Consider the following 20,710-nt stretch of genomic DNA (forward strand, 5'->3'; position numbering starts at 1 on the left):
GACTTAAAAATAGCTGTAAAAGACCCCTATGGATACGCATGATTCAACAGTTCCTCTGGTTTTAAGAAAATTGGCCGATTCTTTAGGAACAGAAATAAAAGACAGAAAACTTGAAATTCCTGCCCGTTTTGGGAGTGGATATTGTACAGGATTTATTTTTAATGAATATATCCGGATGCTCATCAGCAACTACGAATTAAATGATAACATTAATATTGAGAACAAAGACTTTAATCCGTCGAGAAGGATGTTATTTTTTAAGTTTCAAAATGTGTTCCCTAAAGATAAAACGTCATCAGAAGGGAAAAACAGATCTGATTTGCCTTCTGTCTTAATAGGAACCAGCCGGATCAATACCGATGGAGTGATTGCAATACATAGTAATACTGCGACGATAAATATCGAGATTGACGCTGAGTACCTGAGCGGAATGTTTCTTTCATCACATCAATCTCCTGTTTTGCAGGGCCTTTTGAAAAATGCCCAACCTTTTCTTTTTGAGCAAATGATTCATCCTGCCTTGCAACACGTCGTTGATGAAATTATTTCTGATCATACAGAGGACGTTTTTAAACTGTATTTCTTAAGGTTAAAAGCTGAAGAATTAATCTGCCGATTGTTGATTGAACTGGAAAAGCGGGATGAGCAACAAGTCTATGCTTTGAATTTACAAGATATTAAAACCATATACCAAATAAAAGAAAAAATTCTCCGGCAACTTGAAAACCCTCCTGTTATTAAGGATTTGGCAATAGAATCAGGCATGAGTCCAACCAAGCTCAAACGTTTATTCAAACAGATTTTTGGGAATAGTATTTTCAGCTATTATCAGGAATTCAGGATGAAGGAAGCTGCATTTTTGTTGAAGGATAAAAGATATACTGTTTCAGAAGTAGGGTATATGTTGGGATTTACCAACTTAAGCCATTTTTCAAAGGTATTTAGAGAACATTTGGGAATGAAACCCAAGCAATATTCAATGCTTTATTAAAAGAGAAGTGATGGTGAATATTTTTGCCACGAATATATCAATGCAATGATTAATACATCCGTGGCAATTAAAAATACCATTACATTTTCAGGGATTATAGCGTTAAACTAATCCCATTTATTTTGAGTAGATACTGAATATTTTCCTGCTCCTGCAAAGAAGAAACTTACGCTTATCAGCATATAGATGACCAAAAGCTCTAAAGCCCAACCTCCGAATTCATTAAGCTTAAATATATTGCTTGTTTGTGCAAGAATAGTGGCTGTAAAACAATTGGCCGCAAAAATTAATCCTGCAAGACGGGCCCTGAATCCTATGATAAGCATGATGGGAGCTATAATTTCACCGGCGAATACACCATAGGCAAAGAAAGAGGGTAAACCATGCATTGTCATCATATCTTCAATAAATCCAACTCCGTGAATCAATTTGTTTACTCCATAAACCGACATGGGAAATCCAATGGCTATTCTGCTGATCAATATTCCTAAATCAATGTTCTTTTTCATTTTTTATTTATTTAAAAGTTATATTTTACAAACGCCCCAATATTTTTCAGGGTCTTTTTTCCGTTATTAAACTGATCAAAATTGCTAGCAAGCCCGTACATTATTTTATCTTGTTTTACTCCCAATCGCAAAAACTGTAACCCTCTCGGATAGCCGCTATGATCAAGATTTCCTATAGCAAGTACATTAAAGTAGCCCTGAAGATTCTCTTTCACATACGGTGTATATTCAAATGAAACAGATTGCTCAAGAGAAAATCCTTTCTGATAGGTGGTTCCTATAGAGTATGAAAAAGAGTAGGTGGGGTGTGCCACTTTATACTGGATATAAGCACTGAAAAATGCACCCGGGTTTTTCATTCCAAATGCGGCATTGACAATAAGCTTTTTGCTAAGGCTATAAGCCAGGGTGTTTCTGATGAAGAATATATTTTCTTTATCCCTGGTGTATTCAGTGTCAAAGAGAGTAAGGTTGTTCAATTTCAATCGGTCATTCAACTGATAATTGATATTGTGCATATAGGTATAGGAACGGTGTCCTAAAACAAGATCGGGGGAATAAGAAAGTTTTTGCGCATTCAGGTTCAAAGAAGCTGATACAAGCGCTGTCATGGCAACATATTTAGCCTTCATATTGTACTCATTAAAAATCTGTGAGCAAAATTATTCAGGCCGGAACGGAATAAACTTAAGATTTCTTAAGAAACGTCAGACAGGTGCTTTTTTCTCAGGTAGCTGAGGTATTCTACTGTAATTCCGAGGAAGGAGGCCACCATATATTGTGGGAAACGTTGTTCAATATTACGATAGGTCGTTACGAAGGTTCTGTATTTTGTATAAGCATCAACCCGGGAATGTTCGAAAGTTCTTTCCTGTAAAGTAACATACGCACTTTGCATTTTCAGTCTCCAGAATTCGGAGATAGCGGGAACCTCTTTGTAGAGTAATTCAAGATTGTTTTTACTGATCTGAAGAATAATAGCATCTTCATTAGCTTGAATATACATTCTGGAAGGTAATTCACTGAGATAACTATACAGGTCATTTATCCACCAGTTTTCAATGCCTAACTGGGTAATATTTTCTTTGCCTTTTTCATCAATATGATAAGCATATAAACTTCCTTGTGCAATGAAACGCATGTGTCTTGAAACTTCCCCTTCCCGAAGCAGAAATTCTTTCTTTTTAAGCGGTATTATTTGTAATTTGGATGTGATATAATCTATATCAGTGTCCTGTAAGGGGACTATTTCTCTCATATGTTCTATCAGCTGTGAAATGATTATATCTGTATCCATAATTCTATCTTGTTATATCGAAATTCACTATAATTTATGAAGGAGCAAATTTACGTAAATATTATAGTTTGAAACACGAATGACTTTCTCAGGAAGTCAGAATAGTTTTGCCTTTTTTATTAAAAACAAACAGGCCAGACAGAAGTTTTCTTTGTATTTTTGTAATAATCAAAGAAAAAAAATATGGCATTAATAAATGATTTAGGTAAAATTATTGTTTTCATGTTTTTGCTGTTAAGTGTTTTTCTGATAACAGCGAAACCTCAAAGAAAATTACCCAATTATTTATTTGCAGCTTTCCTCCTGATTTCAGTAGTGGATCTTTCCGGCTTTTTCCTCAATACCCCCGATTATAGAATGATAAAAGCATTTAAAGCCTCCAGTATTTTGCTTCAGATGCCTTTATATTATTTGTATGTTAATGCAGCATGCTATTATAATTTTAGACTTCACAAAAAGCATATTTTGCACGGGATCCCATTTTTCATTTTCTTTTGTATATTAAGTGTAACCGGAATTTCAGAGAAGGTTGAACAGGCTTTTGATATTGTTTCTACTGTTCAATATTACTGTTATATTATAGCGGTTTTTTTAACATTAAGAACTTTCAGAAAATTGTATCAGGAGAATTATTCCAGCAATCATCATCTTACGTATAAATGGTTACTCCGGACAACGATTCTTTTTCTTATAGGAAACTTTTTTGTCTTACTGAGAGGTTTTGTAAAGAATGATGATCCGGCTTTCCTGTACCTATATACATTTTCTTCACTCTTCGTTTTATTTGTCATCAGTTGGTTTGTAATGACAGCTTTATACCGTCCCAATCTGCTGTCAGGGATCAACAAAGACCTGGTTTCTGTAAAATTGGTGAATGAAATAAAAGAAAAACCAGAAGAACTGGAAACTCTTATCAATTTTATGGAAAAGGAGAAACCTTATCTGGACGATAAACTTACCCTGCAAAAGTTAGCGGAGCAGATTGAGCTCCCTGAAAAGCAACTCTCCTCATTAATTAATCAGCATACAGGAAAACATTTTTTTGACTTTATTAACGATTTTAGAATTAAAGATGCTAAAGTCCTTCTCCGAAATCAACCGCAATTAACTGTACTGGAAATATTATATGAAGTCGGTTTCAATTCTAAATCTTCCTTTTATACTGCATTTAAAAAAGAAACAGGTAGTACTCCTACAGATTACAGAAAATCAGTCATATAGCAAGTGTCCGACTTAAAGTCGAACTGATTTTTTTGAATAAAAAGAGTCCTACTTCCTGTATTCGGATGTTTAAAACAACGTAAAGTTTCAGATTTGCTTCATTATTAAAAATTAAGAAAATGAAGACACTTACTCAACTTACATTTGTATTTTTTTGTTTATTGAATTTCACAGTCTTTTTTGGGCAATCCGATAATAAAGATAAAATTCAAAAAGCTGATTCTTTAATAAGCAGCTATGCCAAAAAGAACGCTCCGGGAATGGCTGTAGGTATTATAAAGGACGGAAAAGTAATTTATAAGAAAACCTATGGATTTGCCAACCTTGAGAATCATGTTCCGATAACAGATTCTACATCTTTCGACATTGCATCAGTCTCAAAGCAGTTTACGGCTTTTGTTGCATTGAAAGCTGAAGAAGAAGGTAAACTATCTTTCAATGATGATATAAGAATTTATCTGCCCGAACTAAAGCATTTACCCTATAAAATCACCATCCGGCAATTGGCGAATCATACCCATGGACTTCCGGACTTTACAACTATAAAAAGGCTACAGGGTTTTGGTGACGAATTTCGGGTAACCAACACAGAAGCCTTAAAAACAGTATTGGCTATTAAAAGTATAAATTTTAAACCCGGAGATGAGTACAGATACAACAATACCGGTTTTATGCTGCTTGCAGAAATCCTTCATCGGATTTATAAGAAAGATTTTAGCGAAATATTAAAAGACTATATTTTCAAACCATTGCATATGAATAATACAGATGTAGTCGATGATTCTGAGAAAATGATCTCTAATAGGGCAGAATCATATAAAGAAAGTGGAAATATTTTTTCTAAACATCCTCTTGGGCAAATGGAATCGGGTTCATCCAATATTTTTACAACACTTGATGATTTTTGTAAATGGGCTATTAACTTTCAAAAACCATTAATCGGAAGCCGTGAACTCTATGATAAAATGCAGGAAAGCGCGTTTTTGAATACCGGAGAAAAAGTGAGCTATGGGCTGGGTTTACAAACAGGCAAGTATAAAGGACTTGATATTGTATTTCATGGAGGAGGAACGGCGGGCTATCGATCTTATATATTGCATATTCCTGCATACCATTTGTCGATTGTCCTGGCAGGAAACAGAAGTGTTTTTCATGGATTATTGATTGCTTATCAATTGGTAGATGTGTTTCTTGGAGATAAGCAGACATTAGCTCCTTCTCTACAGAAAATAAGCTATACATCTGCTGAACTGAAAAAATTTGAAGGAACGTATGAATTAAACCCCGGGAATTATCTTAATGTGATAACGGATGGGAAAGAATTATTTCTGCGTGAAGATAAAACATATTTTACCACTATCGGTGATAATCAGTTTGGCATTCCGGCTATTCCTACTGCACGTATCACTTTTCATCCTCAATCCATCACTTTGAATATCGGAGATTTTACGTTCAATGGTAAAAAAGTGATCTTAAATCCTTTAGATGAAAATAAAATAAATCTTAATGAATATACAGGATTTTATAGAAACGAAGAATTCAATACGATATATCAATTGGCTATAGAAAATAATAAACTAGTTGCTAAACATGCTATTAACCATGATATACAGGTATATTTTTCGAGCTTAAAAAGACTGTATTCCTATAAATCATTTTTCGGCCAGGTTGATTTTAAATATGATAAGAATAATAAGATAACAGGATTTATGTTGTCAGGAGCAAACCTTCATAATGTCGAATTTAAAAAATTAAAATAGACTTGATATCTGAAAAATATCATGAATAAATAAACAGGTAACAGCAGGTCATCTCAATTTGAGATGACCTGCTTTTTGAAACCTTTATATACTTTTTATATATTTTTAACGTTTTTTTTATACGTATGTACTTCTTTATCAATTAGAAATGTTTATTTTTTAGAATTGGAATGCTATTTGTAATGCAATACTGAAATTTTGATGCTTAAAATTGAATACCAATGAAAAACTCATAAATGATTTGAAATTTAATAATAATTACCATATTAAAAAATAATAAAAACATGTTCCCCTTTCAAACACAATTGAATAAAATCTGCTTTTCAAATAATCATCTTTTCATACTTCTGTTATGTTGTATTTTTAACAGTAGCCTGCATGCACAAACATCTTTTCAGCCCAAAAAATTTGATAGTTTATTGCTTAAAAAAACAGAGTCGCTCCGTATTCAGGGGGATTATGAAAACCTGGTGAGGCTGAATAAAGATTATTTGAATATTGCGGAAGAAAATAAATACAAAGAGGGGGTTATTCTTTGTTATATCAATATTTCCAACATTTCTGCAACCATTGGAAACTATAAAAGAGGATTGTCTTATCTGTCTTTGGCTGAGAAAGAACTTAAAGCAGTTGATAGCCACGTATTAAAAGCCAGACTTTATCAGGAACATGCCCAGTTAAATTATGTAATCGGTTTGTATAAAAGTGCATTAGAGTTTAATGCAAAAGGACTTTATTATCTGAAAAGCACAAGTGAAAGTGATAAAAGAAAGTACTATTTATACAGGTTGTATGCCAACAGGGCAGAGTGCTTGTATAAAGCAAATAAAACAGATTCGGCGTATATATATTTGCAAAAGGGTCAAAAAGTTGACAGTCGGGGAGTACTGCTAAATACACTATTGGCTAAACATCACCTGTTGTATACAAAAAGGTTGGATTCTGCTTTGATCTATCTTCAGAAAGCATCACAAAAAATTGTTAATACCGGAAAGGTGAATGTGCAAAGTGGATTTGTTTATCTTACTTATGGAGATTATTATTATGAGTTGAAAGATTATAATACTGCTTTAAGCTACTATAAAAAAGCTTTGGATAATTATAATAAAACCAATAGATTATATAATATTCCCGGAGCCTATGAATCGATAGCCAATACCTATAAAATGCTAAATGAACCGGAAAAAGAAGCAGAAGCCAGGCAAAGGTATAGAGAAGAAAAAGTGGACCTGGAGAATATCCAGAATGAAGCAATCAATATCTCAATCGATCAGATGCTGAATGATAAAGATGAAGAATCTCTTGGTTTTGAGAAAAAAATATATCTCTTCGGAAGTGTTATTATTATCTTATGTGTGATCATTTTTCTTCTTTTATATACACATAACAGGTCATTGAGACAACGGAAAAATGAATTCAAGAGTGAAGCTCTTTCTTTGAAGAGTAAAATCAACGATTCGTTTGATGAATTGGTTAATTTAGCCAAGAAAAATGACTCTACTTTTCTAACCAGATTTCAGGAAATCTACCCTGATTTTTGCCCAAAACTCCTGGAGATCAATTCGAAATTAGGAGCATCGGAACTTGCGTTCTGTGCAATGATAAAACTTAATTTTACATCAAAAGAAATTGCCGAGTACACTTTTATTCAACATAAATCTGTACAACAAAAAAAACATCGTTTAAGAAAAAAGCTTGATGTTCCCAGTGATCAGGAATTATTTATTTTCTTTGATTCATTGTAATTAAAATGACATCAGAACATTAAATAGGGATAAAAAACAACTGTACACTCATTGCAGTTGTTTTTTGTTGCCCAAATAATAAATGGATGAGAATATATCTGAGTTTTCCTTGTTTTTTCTCTTTCCTGCTTCCTTATTTTTTATAACAGAATTTATATGCTATCACTTCTCAAAAACGGTTCGACGAAATGTTAAAATATAAGCATATTTGCATTTAACTTTTCTGAAAGGATAGAAAGACTTGAAAAAAAGTGTCTGGATTTATGACATTTTTGGAGCTGTGAGAAAAAAGTAAAATCCTCTTTTTATGGCGTGTACGAAGATGTGGTATGTATGTAGTACTATGATGTTGTTGTTATTTTGGATAAATTTTTCACTTTTACAAAATCAATGGAGGGGCGGAAAATACACATGAAAAAAATAAGATTCTAAAAACACAGAATGATTAGTCCCTCTATATGATAAAAAAGTTTTATATTTATAATAAGTATCATAAGTCGTGAGAAATGAAATGAAAACGAATCATTGCTCAGTGATTATGGTAGAAATGAACCTATTACATGAAATAAAATTTATTAACACATTCTAAATTTATGAAAAACACAAAATTATTAGGTACTGCAATAGCAATGATGATGTTCTCTTCAACAGCATTTGCTCAACTTGCACCAAAAGGATTAGGATCCGATAAAGACAAACACGGATGCAAAGCCTCAGCGGGTTATACCTTCTCAGTAATAAAAAATGATTGCGTAAGACTTTTTGAGCAAAGTATCCAACTTAAAGAAGTAGATAGCAAAAAGTCATACACTTCTAACGCTACGATTATTCTTAGTGATGATGGGCAAAAAGCAGAATTGTTCCTGCCTGCTTCAGAAGGAAGTCTTATACTTGATAAAGGAGCTTCGAAAAAAAATACAGTGTATAAAAAGGGAAAATATACTCTAACCAAAGTTAAAAAGACGTATACCTTAAAATTGGCCAATAAAACTGTTTTTAAAAGCTGATTTTTTTCTAAAATCTTCAATCGACTAATAAAACAGAAAAACGACTATCAGGTTTTGACGGTCGTTTTTCTGTTTGCTATAACACATAGCAGAAATAAAAATATATACTTACACAGGGAAAATAATCGATTTATAATTTCTTGAAAAAACAGGTTATTTACTTTGTCCTATGTCTAGTCTTTCAAATTTTCCTTCAGGGTTTTTGTGGAACTTAAAAAATACGGGAAATGTACCCCATTGTCCGGCCTTAAAATTTCCATAAATATCTTTTCCTTCATTTTCAACACGGTCTATACTCAGAAACATCTCTTTCCCTAAGGCATTCGAAAAAAAAGATTTAAAATCTACTGTATGACCATCATCAGTCATAACCGGGTTTTCTGTGAAGAAATTGTACCAGTTTTTATCACCGGCCTGAAGGGCTTCTATCGCTTGCTTTACAGTAGCATCTGTTATTTTTGATACATCCATTGTTTGTTGTTTTTTTGAAGATTGTATTTCTGTTTTCTGTTTGTTTTTCATCGTTTGCCCGCAGGCTATCATAGAAAGACTTGTGGTAAATATTGTAATGATACTATATATTTTCATATCATATTGAGTTTTTAAGAGGGTGTTGAAGATAAATGATAAGCAAATTAAGAAGAATGAATGGCAGCTCAATCAATACTCCTTTAAGGTCTTTATCCATAAGGTGAAAACAGATGATTAATAATATGCCGGCTGCCATAAGGAAGTTTCCCCAGATAAAAGTTTTAGGAAATAAGATCATTACTGATGCCACAATGGTAATAGAGCCATTAATCATAAGCGCTGTTTTATCAAAGCCCCATTTACCAAACATTTCTGTCATCTCGGGTTTGGCAGAAAACATAGCAGTTCCCTGTTTAAAGCCCATAAAGACAGCCGTAAGAATAAGTATTGAATTAATAATCTTTATAATCATTTTAGGTATTTTTTAATGCTTTGCCCATTATTTATTTACTCACGTAATTTTTCGAACAAAATAGTTACTTATACAAATATGCATGAAATCAATGACATATGAATGGTGAATTTTTCGGAACTTTCAATTTTTAATGGGAGTACGTATTGTGGTCTCTGGCTTATAATTTTAATGAAATTTAAACATTCCTTTTAGAATCAACAACTCCTAAATAGAAAACCACAGCCTATTACTAAGCTGTGGTTCTCTACAATACGTAAGAAGTATTTAATTAAGATTCTGTTTTCAGATAGCCATATTGTACAGCGGATTCTTTTCCGAATAAACACGAAAAGATATTTTGAAACTCATGAATATACCTACATCTGATAGCATTTCCATATATTTTAAGCCCTTCCAGTATTTTTTTTGAACTAAGGTCTATATCATATTTTATAAATGCTTCCGGTCTTTCATATCGAATACTCTGATCTGAGCTGTAGGTTCTTGAAAAACCTAATTTTTCAAGCCATTCTTCTGTTATTTTAATAGGTTTAATACGATCTGCCGGAACTGAGATACTGTGAACATCATTTTCAATTTTAACAAAATATGCCTGCTCCATACTCTGAAAGATTTCGATGATCGTATAAATCTGATTTTTGTACTCGACTAAGTTTTTGATTTTAAGATCTGCTACGTCCATAATATTTTGATTTTTAGTGATGATATTGTGTACTGAAATATAGCAAACACTATGCCTTGCATTGTAGTATAATACTGTGTTTTAGTGAAGATTAGGTTAAATTTTGGCTGCTAATAATTAATGTTGTGTTAAAACTGAGCTCTAATCGTCAGTCTGAAGGTTTTTGTCACGGTACAAACATGGTATGTGTGTGGTATCAATAACTTTTTTCCTGGGTAGAGACGTTACCTGTGGCGAGCAAGAGGGCTATTACAACAGAACACATGAGGACAGCAATGAAAATGTTCCAGGAATAGGCATGCAGAAGATATCCGGATCCGGTTCCCAAAATGCTTGATCCAAAGTAGTAAAACAGCCAATAAATAGAGGTTGCAGAAGACTTTCCACGTTTTGCATACAGAGCAGTCATCTGACTTGCCATGGTATGAGCTGCAAAAAATGAAAGTGTAAAAAGACCCAGGCCGAAAATAAGAATACAGATATTTTCTGTGAGCAGGAATAAAGCTCCTATCACCATAAAAAGAATAGAGCCTTTCAGAATATCATTCATACGAAACCGTTTAGAAAGTCGTCCTGCAAGCATGGTTCCAAATACCCCGAAAATATACATCAGAAATATAAATGCAATGACAAAATGACTCAAAGAAAACGGTTGGGCTTCCAGTCGGAAAGTGAGATAATTGTAAACACTTACAAAAGCCCCCATTAATAAAGCTGCAATACAATACAAACGAAACATATAAGGATTCGTCAGAAAAAATTTCATTTGCTTTACCTTCAGATGATAATCTGTTTTCTGTGGGGCAAAGAATTTAGATCTGGGAAATAGCTTCCAAAATATAAGGCCAAGAATTAAGCTTTCTATTCCGATCAGCAGTACAGCATTCCGCCATCCAAATTCTCCGGCTAAAAGAGTTGCCATTATTCTTCCACTCATTCCTCCGATAGTATTACCACTAAGATACATGCTGATAGCAGATCCTATCACTGCGGTATGTACTTCTTCTGTAAGATAAGCCAGTGCAACGGCCGAAACTCCCGAAACCACAAATCCCTTAAAAACGCCAATGGCAATCAACAGGCTTAAACTTGGAACCCAGGTAGACATGATGGTGAGCAAAGCTGAAGAGATCAATGAAAAAGTCATCAGGGCTTTTCTGGAATAACTGTCTGCTTTAAATGCAAAAAACAACAAGCCTATCGCCATACCAATAGTGGAGGAAGATACAAGTAAAGAGGTGTCTCCCACTGATACTTTAAAATATTCGGCAGCCATAGGCAGCATAGGCTGGAAAAGATAGAGCTGGGCAAATACAGAAAGTCCTGAAAAGAAAATACAAAGTTTTATGTATCGGAAGCGAAGGCTTCCCTGATCTGCTTTTTCAGATATATTCATGATATTTTTTGCAATTAGCAATGCGGGTTTACAGAAATCTTAGTTGGGTAAATTTCCTGATTATTTTTTGAATGTAAAAATCATTATTTCAATGGTTATAATAGGTTCTGATTATTGAATATACCTGATGCATCAATGCATCATTTCATAGACTTTAATCAGTTCTGCAATATTGCTAACATCAAGCTTCTGAAAGATCCTTTTTTTGTAAGTACTTACAGTAGACATTTGAATGTTTAGTTTGTTGGCTATTTCAAGGTTTCCATATCCATCTGCCAGTAATTTAAAAATTTCATATTCTCTTGACGAAAGCTTTTCTGCAGGATTATCCCTCTTATTTTGGATAATAAGCCCTATGAGTTCTGCCGGATAATAGTATCCTTTTTCAATCACTGCTTTTACCGCATTCTTGATTTCTTCTTCACTGCTTTGTTTATTGAGATAGCCTTCAGCTCCTTCTCTGATATATTGTATGGCAACCTCTTTATCATATCCTGAAAAGACTAGGATTTTTAAATCTTGTTGTATATTTTTAAGCTCAGAAACCATCTTTTTATACTGGGTTCCCGGCATATCAATATCTAAAATAAGAAGATGATAGTGATGAATACTCAGCATTTTCTTTACCTCTTCGTAGTTTTCGGCAAAGTGTATTGCCAGTTTAGGATATGCAGACTCCAGAACAAGAGCAGTTCCTGCTCTTACTACATAATGATCATCAGCTATTAAGATTCTTTCGTTCATAGGAATTAGTTTTTATTGAGTGTTATATCTACAATTGTTCCTGTAGGATGATTGTGTTTGAAATTGATTTCAGCATTAATTTTTTTGACCAGATGAATTACCATATGTAATCCCAAGCCTTTTCCTTTGAAGCTTGGAGTTTCCAGTTTAGGATTTTTAAAGAGATTCAAGTATACAACGATTTGTTCAGCAGACATTCCTGCTCCTGTATCAGTTACTGATAGTACAGTTGTATTTTTATTTTCTGTAATACCAAGGGCTATAGTCCCTTGAAAAGTGTTTTTTACTGCATTATCAAGAATATTATGAATGATTGCTGTCAAAATACTTTCATTGACTTTAGAATAGACATGTTCTTTGGCTTCATTGATAATAATAGTGCCTCTTTCTTTGGCAATTTCACAAAATAATTTTTTCTTGGTCTCAAGAATCCTGTTAATGATATATTCGTGTTCTTCAAAGATATTTTTAGCTTTATAAAGCTCCGTGTATTCTTTTAAATTTAATGTAAACTGATACAATTGTTCAGAAGACTTATAAATGCTGTCAAAATACTTTTTCTGTAGCTCCACATCATCCGATTCGTACAGTTTTTGAGAAAGCATGGCAATAAACCTGATGGGAGTGGTAATATCATGGCTGATTGTCTCTACCAGTTTTTTCTGGTATTCTGTTTCTTTCTGTAAATCGCTCTTTACTACTTCAAGGTTAAGAGATGTTTCTTTAAGTTCTGAATTTTTGTTGTGGACAATTTGTTTTAATGCTTTATTCCGTATCCTTAAAATATTGGTTGTAAGCTGAACAATACCCATAATGATTATCAAAACAATGATGGAGACAGATACCCGAAATAATACTGTTTGATAGAAGAAAGGCTGGATTTTAAAACGGATCAGTTTTTCTTCAAATTCTCCATCGGGAGAAATCAACATTTTTACCCTAAGTACATAATCTCCGGGAGATAGATTACTGATGGTATATTTTAATTCTTTTCCGGCAGGAATTTGTTCCCATTCTGAACTTTCCTGTCCGGATATTTTGGTAGCTATATAAAGATTCTCAAGATCGGAGAAGTAAGGAATGTCAATGAAAACCTCAGCCGTTTTATAGTCATTTTGTAAATCAAGCACGTTACGGAAATAACGTGTTTCGGAATTTCCAATCTTTACTCTTTCGATATAGATTTGCTTTCTGTCCGGGTAATAGGTTTTAATCCGGGCAGGATTGAAAAATACAAATCCATCCATAGATGGAAAAACAAATTCCCCGTTTTCCAGTACCGAGGCGTTGGGTTGAGAGCTGCCGTTAAATTCATTAGTTAGAAAACCATCTCTTTTCGTGAAACGATAATAGAAAACAGGGGTGTTTCTGTTTTCCACATACTGAAGAAGCTGCCTTTTCGGTACTTTAAACAAACCATTGTTGGACGATATCCAATAAGCTCCGTGTTGATCCTCCAGAATATCATGCGCAGATTGTAGATAATTGCCTCTGTCATTTGGCATTTTAATAAGTTTTTGATCTTTAAATAGATAGAAGCCGTCTTTATTGGTCATCACCCAGATTAAATTGTCTTTGGTTCTGATAATACTTTTAACATGAGTATTTTTTAGGATAGGGGTAATGGTACTACTTCCCAGAACAACAGAATATAATCCGTCACTGGTACCTACCAGAATTTTCCCATCGGAATATTGGAAGAAAGTATTCACGAAGCTCTTAAAATTGTACACAAAATCCGGCTTTGAAAAAAGATCATTCCTGAAAATATGCAGTTGAGTACTTGAGAAATCAGAGAATGTTGCACCATACAGATCACCATTTTTGATAAGAGATTCAAATCCCTTTTTTATAAAAGTAGAATCTTTCTTTTTGTATCCGGAGTTCTTATAAAATCTGACAATACTATTTCTCTTTCGGATCAGAATATCACCCGAATTATTATACATCATGGGATAATTATCATTGCTCCCAAATCGATATCTGTTAACAATGCCCTCTTTCCCAAACTCTGTTCCGTCTTCTGCAATGATGGTATTCTTGCCGGATGGGAGGGAAGCGTAATAAATATTGTTTGAAAAATCTGCTTCTTTTTTGGCCACATAAAAATCAGAGAGCCGAAGTACATTGAGCCCATTATTGAGAGTTCCCAGATAAAGTTTATTGAAGTCTGTATCATAAAACATAGAGCAATAGGAATGATTTCCTATTTCATCATATTTCACAAGAAACCTTAATGAAGGTTCATTTCCTTTGTTCTCTACAATATAAATGTTATCGCGATTGATTATAAATGTTTGATTGGTTATCTGTTGCCAGTATATTTTGGTGTGTGGATCATTAAATAAAGTTGGTTTTTCAGAAACGAAAAGTTTTCCCTTGTCAATAGAGTATGTCTTTCCTTTCTTTAAATCATTGATAAATAGTACCTCATTGAATACAAAGATATTGTTCAGTTCTTTATTTGAGAAAGGAATAGAGATTCTGGTTTCATATCCTTTTTCATTTTTATAAATAACAGCATCTTTTTCCGCGAAACGGTAGGTTGAATTCTTAAGTTGAATAAAATAATGAATATCATTATAAAAATTGGATGTAATGATATTATTGGCAACCCTGTGGGCAAAATCCTGCCCCTTTGAAAAAGAGCCTTTATCCCTTTGAGAAAGTCTGGCAAGTTTTGGAAATCGGTTTTTAATAATAATTTTATTCTCATGGAAATTATTGAGAACAGTAATGCTGTCTAAAAGAGGATCCCCAATGAATTCTCCAAAATGCAGATTGTTTACTTTGAAATTATTAAAAGTAATAAACGAGAAGCCATCATATCGGACAAGACCATTTTCTGTAGATATCCAGATAAAGCCATACCTGTCCTTGACAATGGCCTTGGCGCTGCTTTGCGGAAGTCCATTATCAATATTATACCAGGTAGATGTATACCGTTGTCCGTAGATGTTTATATATAAGAAAGCAAAAAACAATGCCCAAACTCTCATATGTGCATGACTGATCTATGTTTTCTGCATTACAGCAAAAAACGGTTAATAATAGTTTTTGTACAAGCCGAAGTTTTTTTAATGGGTAGGAATGATTGAGAATAAATTTTGATCACTAAGTTTTCTTGGCCATTGTGTTTTATTTTTTTTGATTCTGTAAAAATAGTGAAATTATATACATAAACAGATATGTCTTAAATGTTTTTTATTTTAAATATTATCTGTTTATGTTGATAATGAATGACATAAGAGTTCTTTAATAATATAATATTTCCTGCAATAGTGATAATTTGCTGTTGAAACGAAACAACAACAGATTTTTTATAAGATTTCACAAAGGCACCTATTTTTTGTAGTAAAAATTTGACAGAAAAATGAGGTTAATTCTACTTAAGATCCTTGATAAGGCGCATTAGTATTTATATTTTTGCCCAACAGTTTCCATAACATGAGAAGACATTTTTTTAATTTTAAAATTAGGATTCTAAGAACACAAACGATTTTATCTCAGAAATAAAGGGTCTCTTTTAAGAGGCCTTTTTCTTTTTCGCTCATGGGACTTGTATATATATTGTAAAAAATGATGATACAGAAAAGATAATCGTGCCTGAAAGGAATAACATCTAAACTAAAACACGGAATTAAATAGTTGCTTTAAAGTATTTTTTTTACGGTATTGAATGATGAGTTTTATCGGTTTTGAAGAAGGGCTTAAAGTTGATATTCAGGATAATGGTCTCAATTTTGATGATTAAATACAAACACGAAAATTATGAAAAAAGAAGACTTTAATCATCTGATGGGTAAGACTCGTCATGAAATCACGGAAGAATTGGGAGATGGTTTCAATTTTTTTACAAATGATACCTGGACTTATCAGGTAGGAAATACCTGGATAGGGAGAAAGATTATTCTATCTATTGATTTTAAAGAGGGGAAAGTAGCTGCTGTTGACCTTTATAAAACATTTAACAGAAGCTGATATCTCTGATTTCATTACACCGAAATTATCTAATAAATAACGGGAAAAGCTATATTTTATATAGCTTTTTTTGATTGGCTTTAGGGGCAGGAATAAAAACCTCCCAGGTTGGGAGGTGAATAAAATTGACTGTATATTGAAGTGTAATTCAATTATTGATTTTTTTTAAGCCAATCCTGTCTGCGTTGGTCCGGAAGGTGTTTTACTTTGAAATTTTCAAATACAGCATTAAACCCTTCTCCATCCGGACAAGCGGCCATTAGCCCTACCATTACAGGAGTGTTATCCTGAAAAGGAGCATTTCTCATCATAGTGTAGTTTTTGTCATCAAAAGAATAAAATATTTCAACAGCATCTAATCTTCTGACGGCTTTGATCCATATAAATGAAGGGCTTTTATCCAATGTAATGACACTCCAGTCGCTTTTCTGATTGGTGACTACAGTGCTGAGGTTATATTTGCCATCCACAAATTCTACTCCGGTTTTAATGTAATGATCTTTATCCATTCTTAGCATAAGCCCCATTTGATCAAATCTGGTCTTGTAGTTACCTGTTATTTTTACCTTTGCTTCAAATTCTCCGCCATAAGTTGTATAATAAAAAGGAGCATCATCTACCGTGAATCCATAATGTGAAACTCTCCAGTAATCACTTTGTGGAGTTACAAACATTGATAAGCTGTTGTTTTTGATTTCCCATTTTTCAGGTTCATTAAACCAGGTCATTTTTTCCAGTGTCTGAGCAGAAATTTTTTGAATAAAAGATAGCACACAGAAACTTAAAATTAACTTCTTCATTTTTTTTATAGATAGGTTTTAAGGGCAAATTGTTATTTTAGCAAAAGTATAATTAAACCTACGTTGCGTCAATACTGATAAATAACCATTATGGAAATCCGTGAAGAACTAAGTCATAAATTGCTTGACAATACACCGGGGAAATGTTTGTTGGATATAGAAGTCTATAAACAAAGGGCAAGTATGTATTCCCGGATGGAAGGGGCAATAGCTGTACTGAGTGACATGCAGACTAATAAAAGCTATATATACAAGTCTAAAGCGGCATTGGAATTAGGATTGAGTTTTGAAGAAAATCCTGTTGAGATTGAAACTATTTGGGAGGAAGAAATGCTGAAAAAATTACATCCTGATGACAGATTAAAAAAGTATATTCATGAACTCCGTTTTTTTAAATTAATGGATTCACTGAAAAAGGAGGAACGGGCAGACTATTGTGTAATGTCTAAAATTAGGATGAAAAATGAAAATAATGATTATAAATGGGTAAAGCATCGTATGTTTTACATTTATTCACCGGATAATGGAAAACTGAGATTTGCGCTTTGTCTTTATAATTTGGCCTTAACTCAATCTGTTGTTTCTGATTTTTTGATTATCAACACCATTACAGGCGAAATAGTGGTAAAAGATAAATTGGATTATAAAAATATTTTGAGCCCAAGAGAACTTGAGATCCTGAAGTTTGTTGGAGATGGATATGCCAGCAAACAAATTGCAGATTTACTTTCAATAAGTGTAAATACAGTAAGCAGACACCGCCAGAATATCCTTGAAAAACTAAAGGTGAAAAACTCAACTCAGGCATTTAAAGATAGTTTTTACTGACCTGTTCTAATCAATTATCCGAAAAGTTCACCATGTTGTTTAAATTCTTATTCTTAAATTTATTATTTCATTTAAAAATAAGAACAAAACACAATGAGACGTAGTGAAGAAATTGTTAGTCAATATTTTGCTTTTTTAGAAAAGCATATTCAGGATGTAATTTCAGGAACGACCCCTGAGTTCATGGAGGTAAATGAAATTGCAGGGAAACTTGCTATTTCTCATAAACATCTTACCGATACGATTAAAAAAGAAACAGGGAAGCATCCATGTTATTTCTATGATGCAAAAATTATTTTAGAAGCCAAAGGGATGTTGATTACATCGGGTAAATCTATTGCAGAAATTGCCCGTATCCTTACTTATGATCCCTCCAATTTTTCAAAATTCTTTAAAAAAATGACCGGCTTTACTCCCGGAGAATTCAGAATTTCTAAAAAAAAATAATGTATTTTTGTGAAATATTGTCATTAAAACCTAATGTTTATGGAGCTTTGGGTGTATTTTTTTTTCATTTTGATTAAATAGTATGTACAATTTCCTTTGGGGTAATATTTTAAATTAGCTGCAATTAAAAAATAGAAAAAAATAATCTTTTATAAATGAGATGGTTGTGGAAAATAATCATCTTTTTTGTTATTTATTTAATAATATTTCTTTATTGTTTACTTTTTTTATTAAATTTATGTAAAGAAAAACATAAAAACTCAATGAAAAAAATATTTAAAAATTGCAGATATATTTAAAAAAAATGGTTTCCAAAGTATAAGGGCGAAATTGCCGTGTGGTTAATAACATTTAATTTCGTCCCGAGGCTTACACCCTTTAAATAGTTATATATTTGTTTCTTCAAACCACATACAAACAAAATTAAGGATGAGCATCAATTTCGCAACAGCAACCTTCAGGGACTTCGAGAATATTCCTGATTATAATATGACTCAAAGAGCAGAGCATTTTTATGAATTTCTGGAATATTTGAAGTCTAACGGACATGTCAATTACAGACTAAAAAATAATTCAAGCTGTAACTCTGTAATGAATGTTGATATAGATAATACATCAAAAGATTATGTCAGCTTTGTTTCTAATGATTATCTTGGGTTTACCCAACATCCAAAAGTGAAACAGGCTGCCGTTGAAGGCATTATGAAATATGGAACAGGAGCTGGTGCTTCACCATTGATTGGAGGACACTTTTCCTATCATGATGATCTGGAGAAAAAAATTGCATCTTTCTTTGGAAGAAAGGATGGCGAGGCGGTCATATTTACAACCGGATATACGGCAAATAGTGCAACCCTTCAGATTTTGCTGCAAAAAGAAGATATTGCTATTGTAGATATGGCTGTACACACAAGTGTGAGAGAAGGATGTGTTTTTACCAATTCAAAAACATTTCCACATAATAATTTGGAAGCTTTGGAACAGATTTTGATTAAGTCCCAAGATAAATTCCGTACCAAGCTAGTAATTATCGATGGTGTGTATTCTCAAGATGGTGATATATCTCCTTTGAAAGAAATCTATGACTTAGTAAAAAAATATGATGCCTATTTGATGGTTGATGATGCTCATGGTGTTGGTATTTTAGGAGAAACAGGAAGGGGAGCCTTGGAAGACGCAGGGCTAATGGATAAAGTAGACTTTATTACAGGGACCTTTAGTAAAACATTTGGTAGTGTTGGAGGATATGTAATTTGTGACGAAAAAATAGCAACCTTTATAAAGTTTCAATCACGTCAGCAAATATTTTCCGCAACAGCCCCTCCATCTATCATGGGAATTACCAAAGCTATTGAGCTCGTAGATGAAGAACCGATGTGGCGTATGAAACTTTGGGAAAATATAAATTATTTTAAAAAAGGATTAAATGACATAGGGTTGGATACGGGAACGACCAGTTCTGCAATCGTTCCGGTCAAAATTGGAGATCAGAGTCTAACCGGAAATATTGGGAAGATTCTTCTGGAAAAAGGAATTTATGCGAATGCGATCATGTATCCGGCAGTATCGAGGAAAGATTCAAGAATCAGAATGGCTGTAATGGCTACTCATGAAAGAAAACATTTAGATAAAACTCTAAATGCATTTGAAGATATCAATAATAAATTGCATATTGCAAAAAAATTTAATAACAACCATGCCTAGGAAAGTTGTACAAGGTCCTATCAGAGATAAAGAGAAGACCAAACAGAAACTGTTGGCCGCAGTTGGTAAGATTTTAAGAGTAAAAGGTTACTCTGGCCTGAAAGTAAGCAAAATTGCAGCAGTCGCTGGTTTTGATAAAAAGTTAATCTATGAGTACTTTGGAAGTACTGATAAATTGATTGATGAGTATATCAAATCCCAGGACTACTGGAGCAACAATCTTGCAGCCGGTAATAATGGAGAAGTTGATTTTTCAGATGGAGGAAAAGAACTGACTAAGATTGCTGTGATCAATCAATTTGAAAGCCTGAAAAAGAATAAAGAGCTTCAGAAAATTATTCTTTGGGAACTTTCAGAACCAAAACCGATCCTCAGAAGGCTTGCTGATGAAAGAGAAGAAATGGGTAATGTAATCTTTAAGAGCGTTATAGACCCTTACTTTGGAGATGAGAAAGGAAAAAGAATCAGAGCGATCATGGCTTTGCTTATTTCGGGTGCTTATTATCTGAATATTCATACCGCAGCTAATGGAAGTACTTTCTGTGGCTTAGATATGAAGAGTGAGGATGGAAGGTCCGAAATTGAGAAAGCAATTGCTGAAATAATTGATTTTGCCTACCAGAAATAATCAATAAAAGTTTTCCAATTTGAT

General features: G+C 33.3%; 20 protein-coding genes. 10 read left to right on the forward strand and 10 right to left on the reverse strand.

Features of this window, described 5'->3' with window-relative positions; translation table 11 throughout:
• Positions 1-28: 28 nt before the first annotated feature.
• Positions 29-991 carry a helix-turn-helix transcriptional regulator gene (locus tag C1631_RS00475; protein WP_109709701.1) on the forward strand — a complete coding sequence of 321 codons (963 nt, stop codon included), beginning with the start codon at positions 29-31 and terminating at the stop codon, positions 989-991.
• 107 nt (positions 992-1,098) lie between these two features.
• On the opposite strand, the gene C1631_RS00480 is transcribed toward C1631_RS00475, so the two are convergent.
• The 3 genes from C1631_RS00480 to C1631_RS00490 all read right to left on the reverse strand — a co-directional run bounded on the left by C1631_RS00480 (position 1,099) and on the right by C1631_RS00490 (position 2,797).
• Entirely contained in the window at positions 1,099-1,500 is a 402-nt protein-coding gene (locus tag C1631_RS00480) for a DoxX family protein (protein WP_109709702.1), read from the reverse strand.
• An 11-nt stretch (positions 1,501-1,511) separates the two neighbouring features.
• A complete protein-coding gene (locus C1631_RS00485) occupies positions 1,512-2,132 on the reverse strand; it encodes a hypothetical protein (protein WP_228440926.1) in 621 nt (206 codons plus the stop codon).
• A 65-nt stretch (positions 2,133-2,197) separates the two neighbouring features.
• Complete coding sequence (locus C1631_RS00490; RefSeq protein WP_109709705.1) at positions 2,198-2,797, reverse strand: Crp/Fnr family transcriptional regulator; 600 nt, start codon at positions 2,795-2,797, stop codon at positions 2,198-2,200.
• Between the two features lie 183 nt (positions 2,798-2,980).
• Here C1631_RS00490 and C1631_RS00495 point away from each other — a divergent pair, with 183 nt between their 5' ends.
• From C1631_RS00495 to C1631_RS00510, 4 genes are all read left to right on the forward strand, one after another.
• Complete coding sequence (locus tag C1631_RS00495) at positions 2,981-4,018, forward strand: helix-turn-helix domain-containing protein (protein WP_109709707.1); 1,038 nt, start codon at positions 2,981-2,983, stop codon at positions 4,016-4,018.
• Between the two features lie 119 nt (positions 4,019-4,137).
• The gene (locus C1631_RS00500; RefSeq protein ID WP_109709709.1) at positions 4,138-5,778 is read left to right on the forward strand and encodes a serine hydrolase domain-containing protein; all 1,641 of its coding nucleotides are present in this window, start codon (positions 4,138-4,140) and stop codon (positions 5,776-5,778) included.
• A 419-nt stretch (positions 5,779-6,197) separates the two neighbouring features.
• Positions 6,198-7,523 (forward strand): tetratricopeptide repeat protein, encoded by a 1,326-nt coding sequence (locus C1631_RS00505; RefSeq protein WP_165828212.1) that lies wholly within the window; start codon positions 6,198-6,200, stop codon positions 7,521-7,523.
• Between the two features lie 593 nt (positions 7,524-8,116).
• Positions 8,117-8,530 carry a hypothetical protein gene (locus tag C1631_RS00510; RefSeq protein WP_228440929.1) on the forward strand — a complete coding sequence of 138 codons (414 nt, stop codon included), beginning with the start codon at positions 8,117-8,119 and terminating at the stop codon, positions 8,528-8,530.
• A gap of 153 nt (positions 8,531-8,683) precedes the next feature.
• Here the strand turns inward: C1631_RS00510 and C1631_RS00515 are convergent, their stop codons facing one another.
• The 6 genes from C1631_RS00515 to C1631_RS00540 form a co-directional block, all read right to left on the reverse strand.
• Positions 8,684-9,118 (reverse strand): hypothetical protein, encoded by a 435-nt coding sequence (locus C1631_RS00515; protein ID WP_109709713.1) that lies wholly within the window; start codon positions 9,116-9,118, stop codon positions 8,684-8,686.
• A gap of 1 nt (position 9,119) precedes the next feature.
• Complete coding sequence (locus tag C1631_RS00520; RefSeq protein ID WP_103250014.1) at positions 9,120-9,473, reverse strand: DoxX family protein; 354 nt, start codon at positions 9,471-9,473, stop codon at positions 9,120-9,122.
• Positions 9,474-9,744: 271 nt separating this feature from the next.
• The gene (locus tag C1631_RS00525) at positions 9,745-10,158 is read right to left on the reverse strand and encodes a hypothetical protein (protein WP_109709715.1); all 414 of its coding nucleotides are present in this window, start codon (positions 10,156-10,158) and stop codon (positions 9,745-9,747) included.
• 196 nt (positions 10,159-10,354) lie between these two features.
• Positions 10,355-11,554, reverse strand: coding sequence for an MFS transporter (locus C1631_RS00530; RefSeq protein ID WP_109709717.1), 1,200 nt, complete (start codon positions 11,552-11,554; stop codon positions 10,355-10,357).
• Positions 11,555-11,686: 132 nt separating this feature from the next.
• A complete protein-coding gene (locus C1631_RS00535) occupies positions 11,687-12,298 on the reverse strand; it encodes a response regulator (protein ID WP_103249953.1) in 612 nt (203 codons plus the stop codon).
• A 5-nt stretch (positions 12,299-12,303) separates the two neighbouring features.
• The gene (locus C1631_RS00540; protein ID WP_109709719.1) at positions 12,304-15,297 is read right to left on the reverse strand and encodes a sensor histidine kinase; all 2,994 of its coding nucleotides are present in this window, start codon (positions 15,295-15,297) and stop codon (positions 12,304-12,306) included.
• A gap of 772 nt (positions 15,298-16,069) precedes the next feature.
• Between C1631_RS00540 and C1631_RS00545 the strand changes: the two genes are divergently transcribed.
• A complete protein-coding gene (locus C1631_RS00545) occupies positions 16,070-16,279 on the forward strand; it encodes a hypothetical protein (RefSeq protein ID WP_109709720.1) in 210 nt (69 codons plus the stop codon).
• A 152-nt stretch (positions 16,280-16,431) separates the two neighbouring features.
• On the opposite strand, the gene C1631_RS00550 is transcribed toward C1631_RS00545, so the two are convergent.
• Positions 16,432-17,079: a DUF1349 domain-containing protein gene (locus tag C1631_RS00550; RefSeq protein ID WP_103249753.1), complete on the reverse strand. Its 648-nt coding sequence runs from the start codon at positions 17,077-17,079 to the stop codon at positions 16,432-16,434.
• 90 nt (positions 17,080-17,169) lie between these two features.
• Here C1631_RS00550 and C1631_RS00555 point away from each other — a divergent pair, with 90 nt between their 5' ends.
• From C1631_RS00555 to C1631_RS00570, 4 genes are all read left to right on the forward strand, one after another.
• Positions 17,170-17,907, forward strand: a complete 738-nt coding sequence (locus tag C1631_RS00555; RefSeq protein WP_109709722.1) for a response regulator transcription factor — start codon at positions 17,170-17,172, stop codon at positions 17,905-17,907.
• A gap of 93 nt (positions 17,908-18,000) precedes the next feature.
• Positions 18,001-18,354 carry a helix-turn-helix domain-containing protein gene (locus C1631_RS00560; protein WP_109709723.1) on the forward strand — a complete coding sequence of 118 codons (354 nt, stop codon included), beginning with the start codon at positions 18,001-18,003 and terminating at the stop codon, positions 18,352-18,354.
• A gap of 429 nt (positions 18,355-18,783) precedes the next feature.
• Positions 18,784-20,058 carry an aminotransferase class I/II-fold pyridoxal phosphate-dependent enzyme gene (locus C1631_RS00565; protein WP_109709725.1) on the forward strand — a complete coding sequence of 425 codons (1,275 nt, stop codon included), beginning with the start codon at positions 18,784-18,786 and terminating at the stop codon, positions 20,056-20,058.
• Positions 20,051-20,686, forward strand: coding sequence for a TetR/AcrR family transcriptional regulator (locus C1631_RS00570; protein WP_103250165.1), 636 nt, complete (start codon positions 20,051-20,053; stop codon positions 20,684-20,686). Before C1631_RS00565 ends, C1631_RS00570 begins: the two co-directional genes overlap by 8 nt.
• Positions 20,687-20,710: the final 24 nt, after the last annotated feature.

This window comes from Chryseobacterium phosphatilyticum, from assembly GCF_002899825.2.
GTDB classification, from domain to species: Bacteria; Bacteroidota; Bacteroidia; order Flavobacteriales; family Weeksellaceae; genus Chryseobacterium; species Chryseobacterium phosphatilyticum.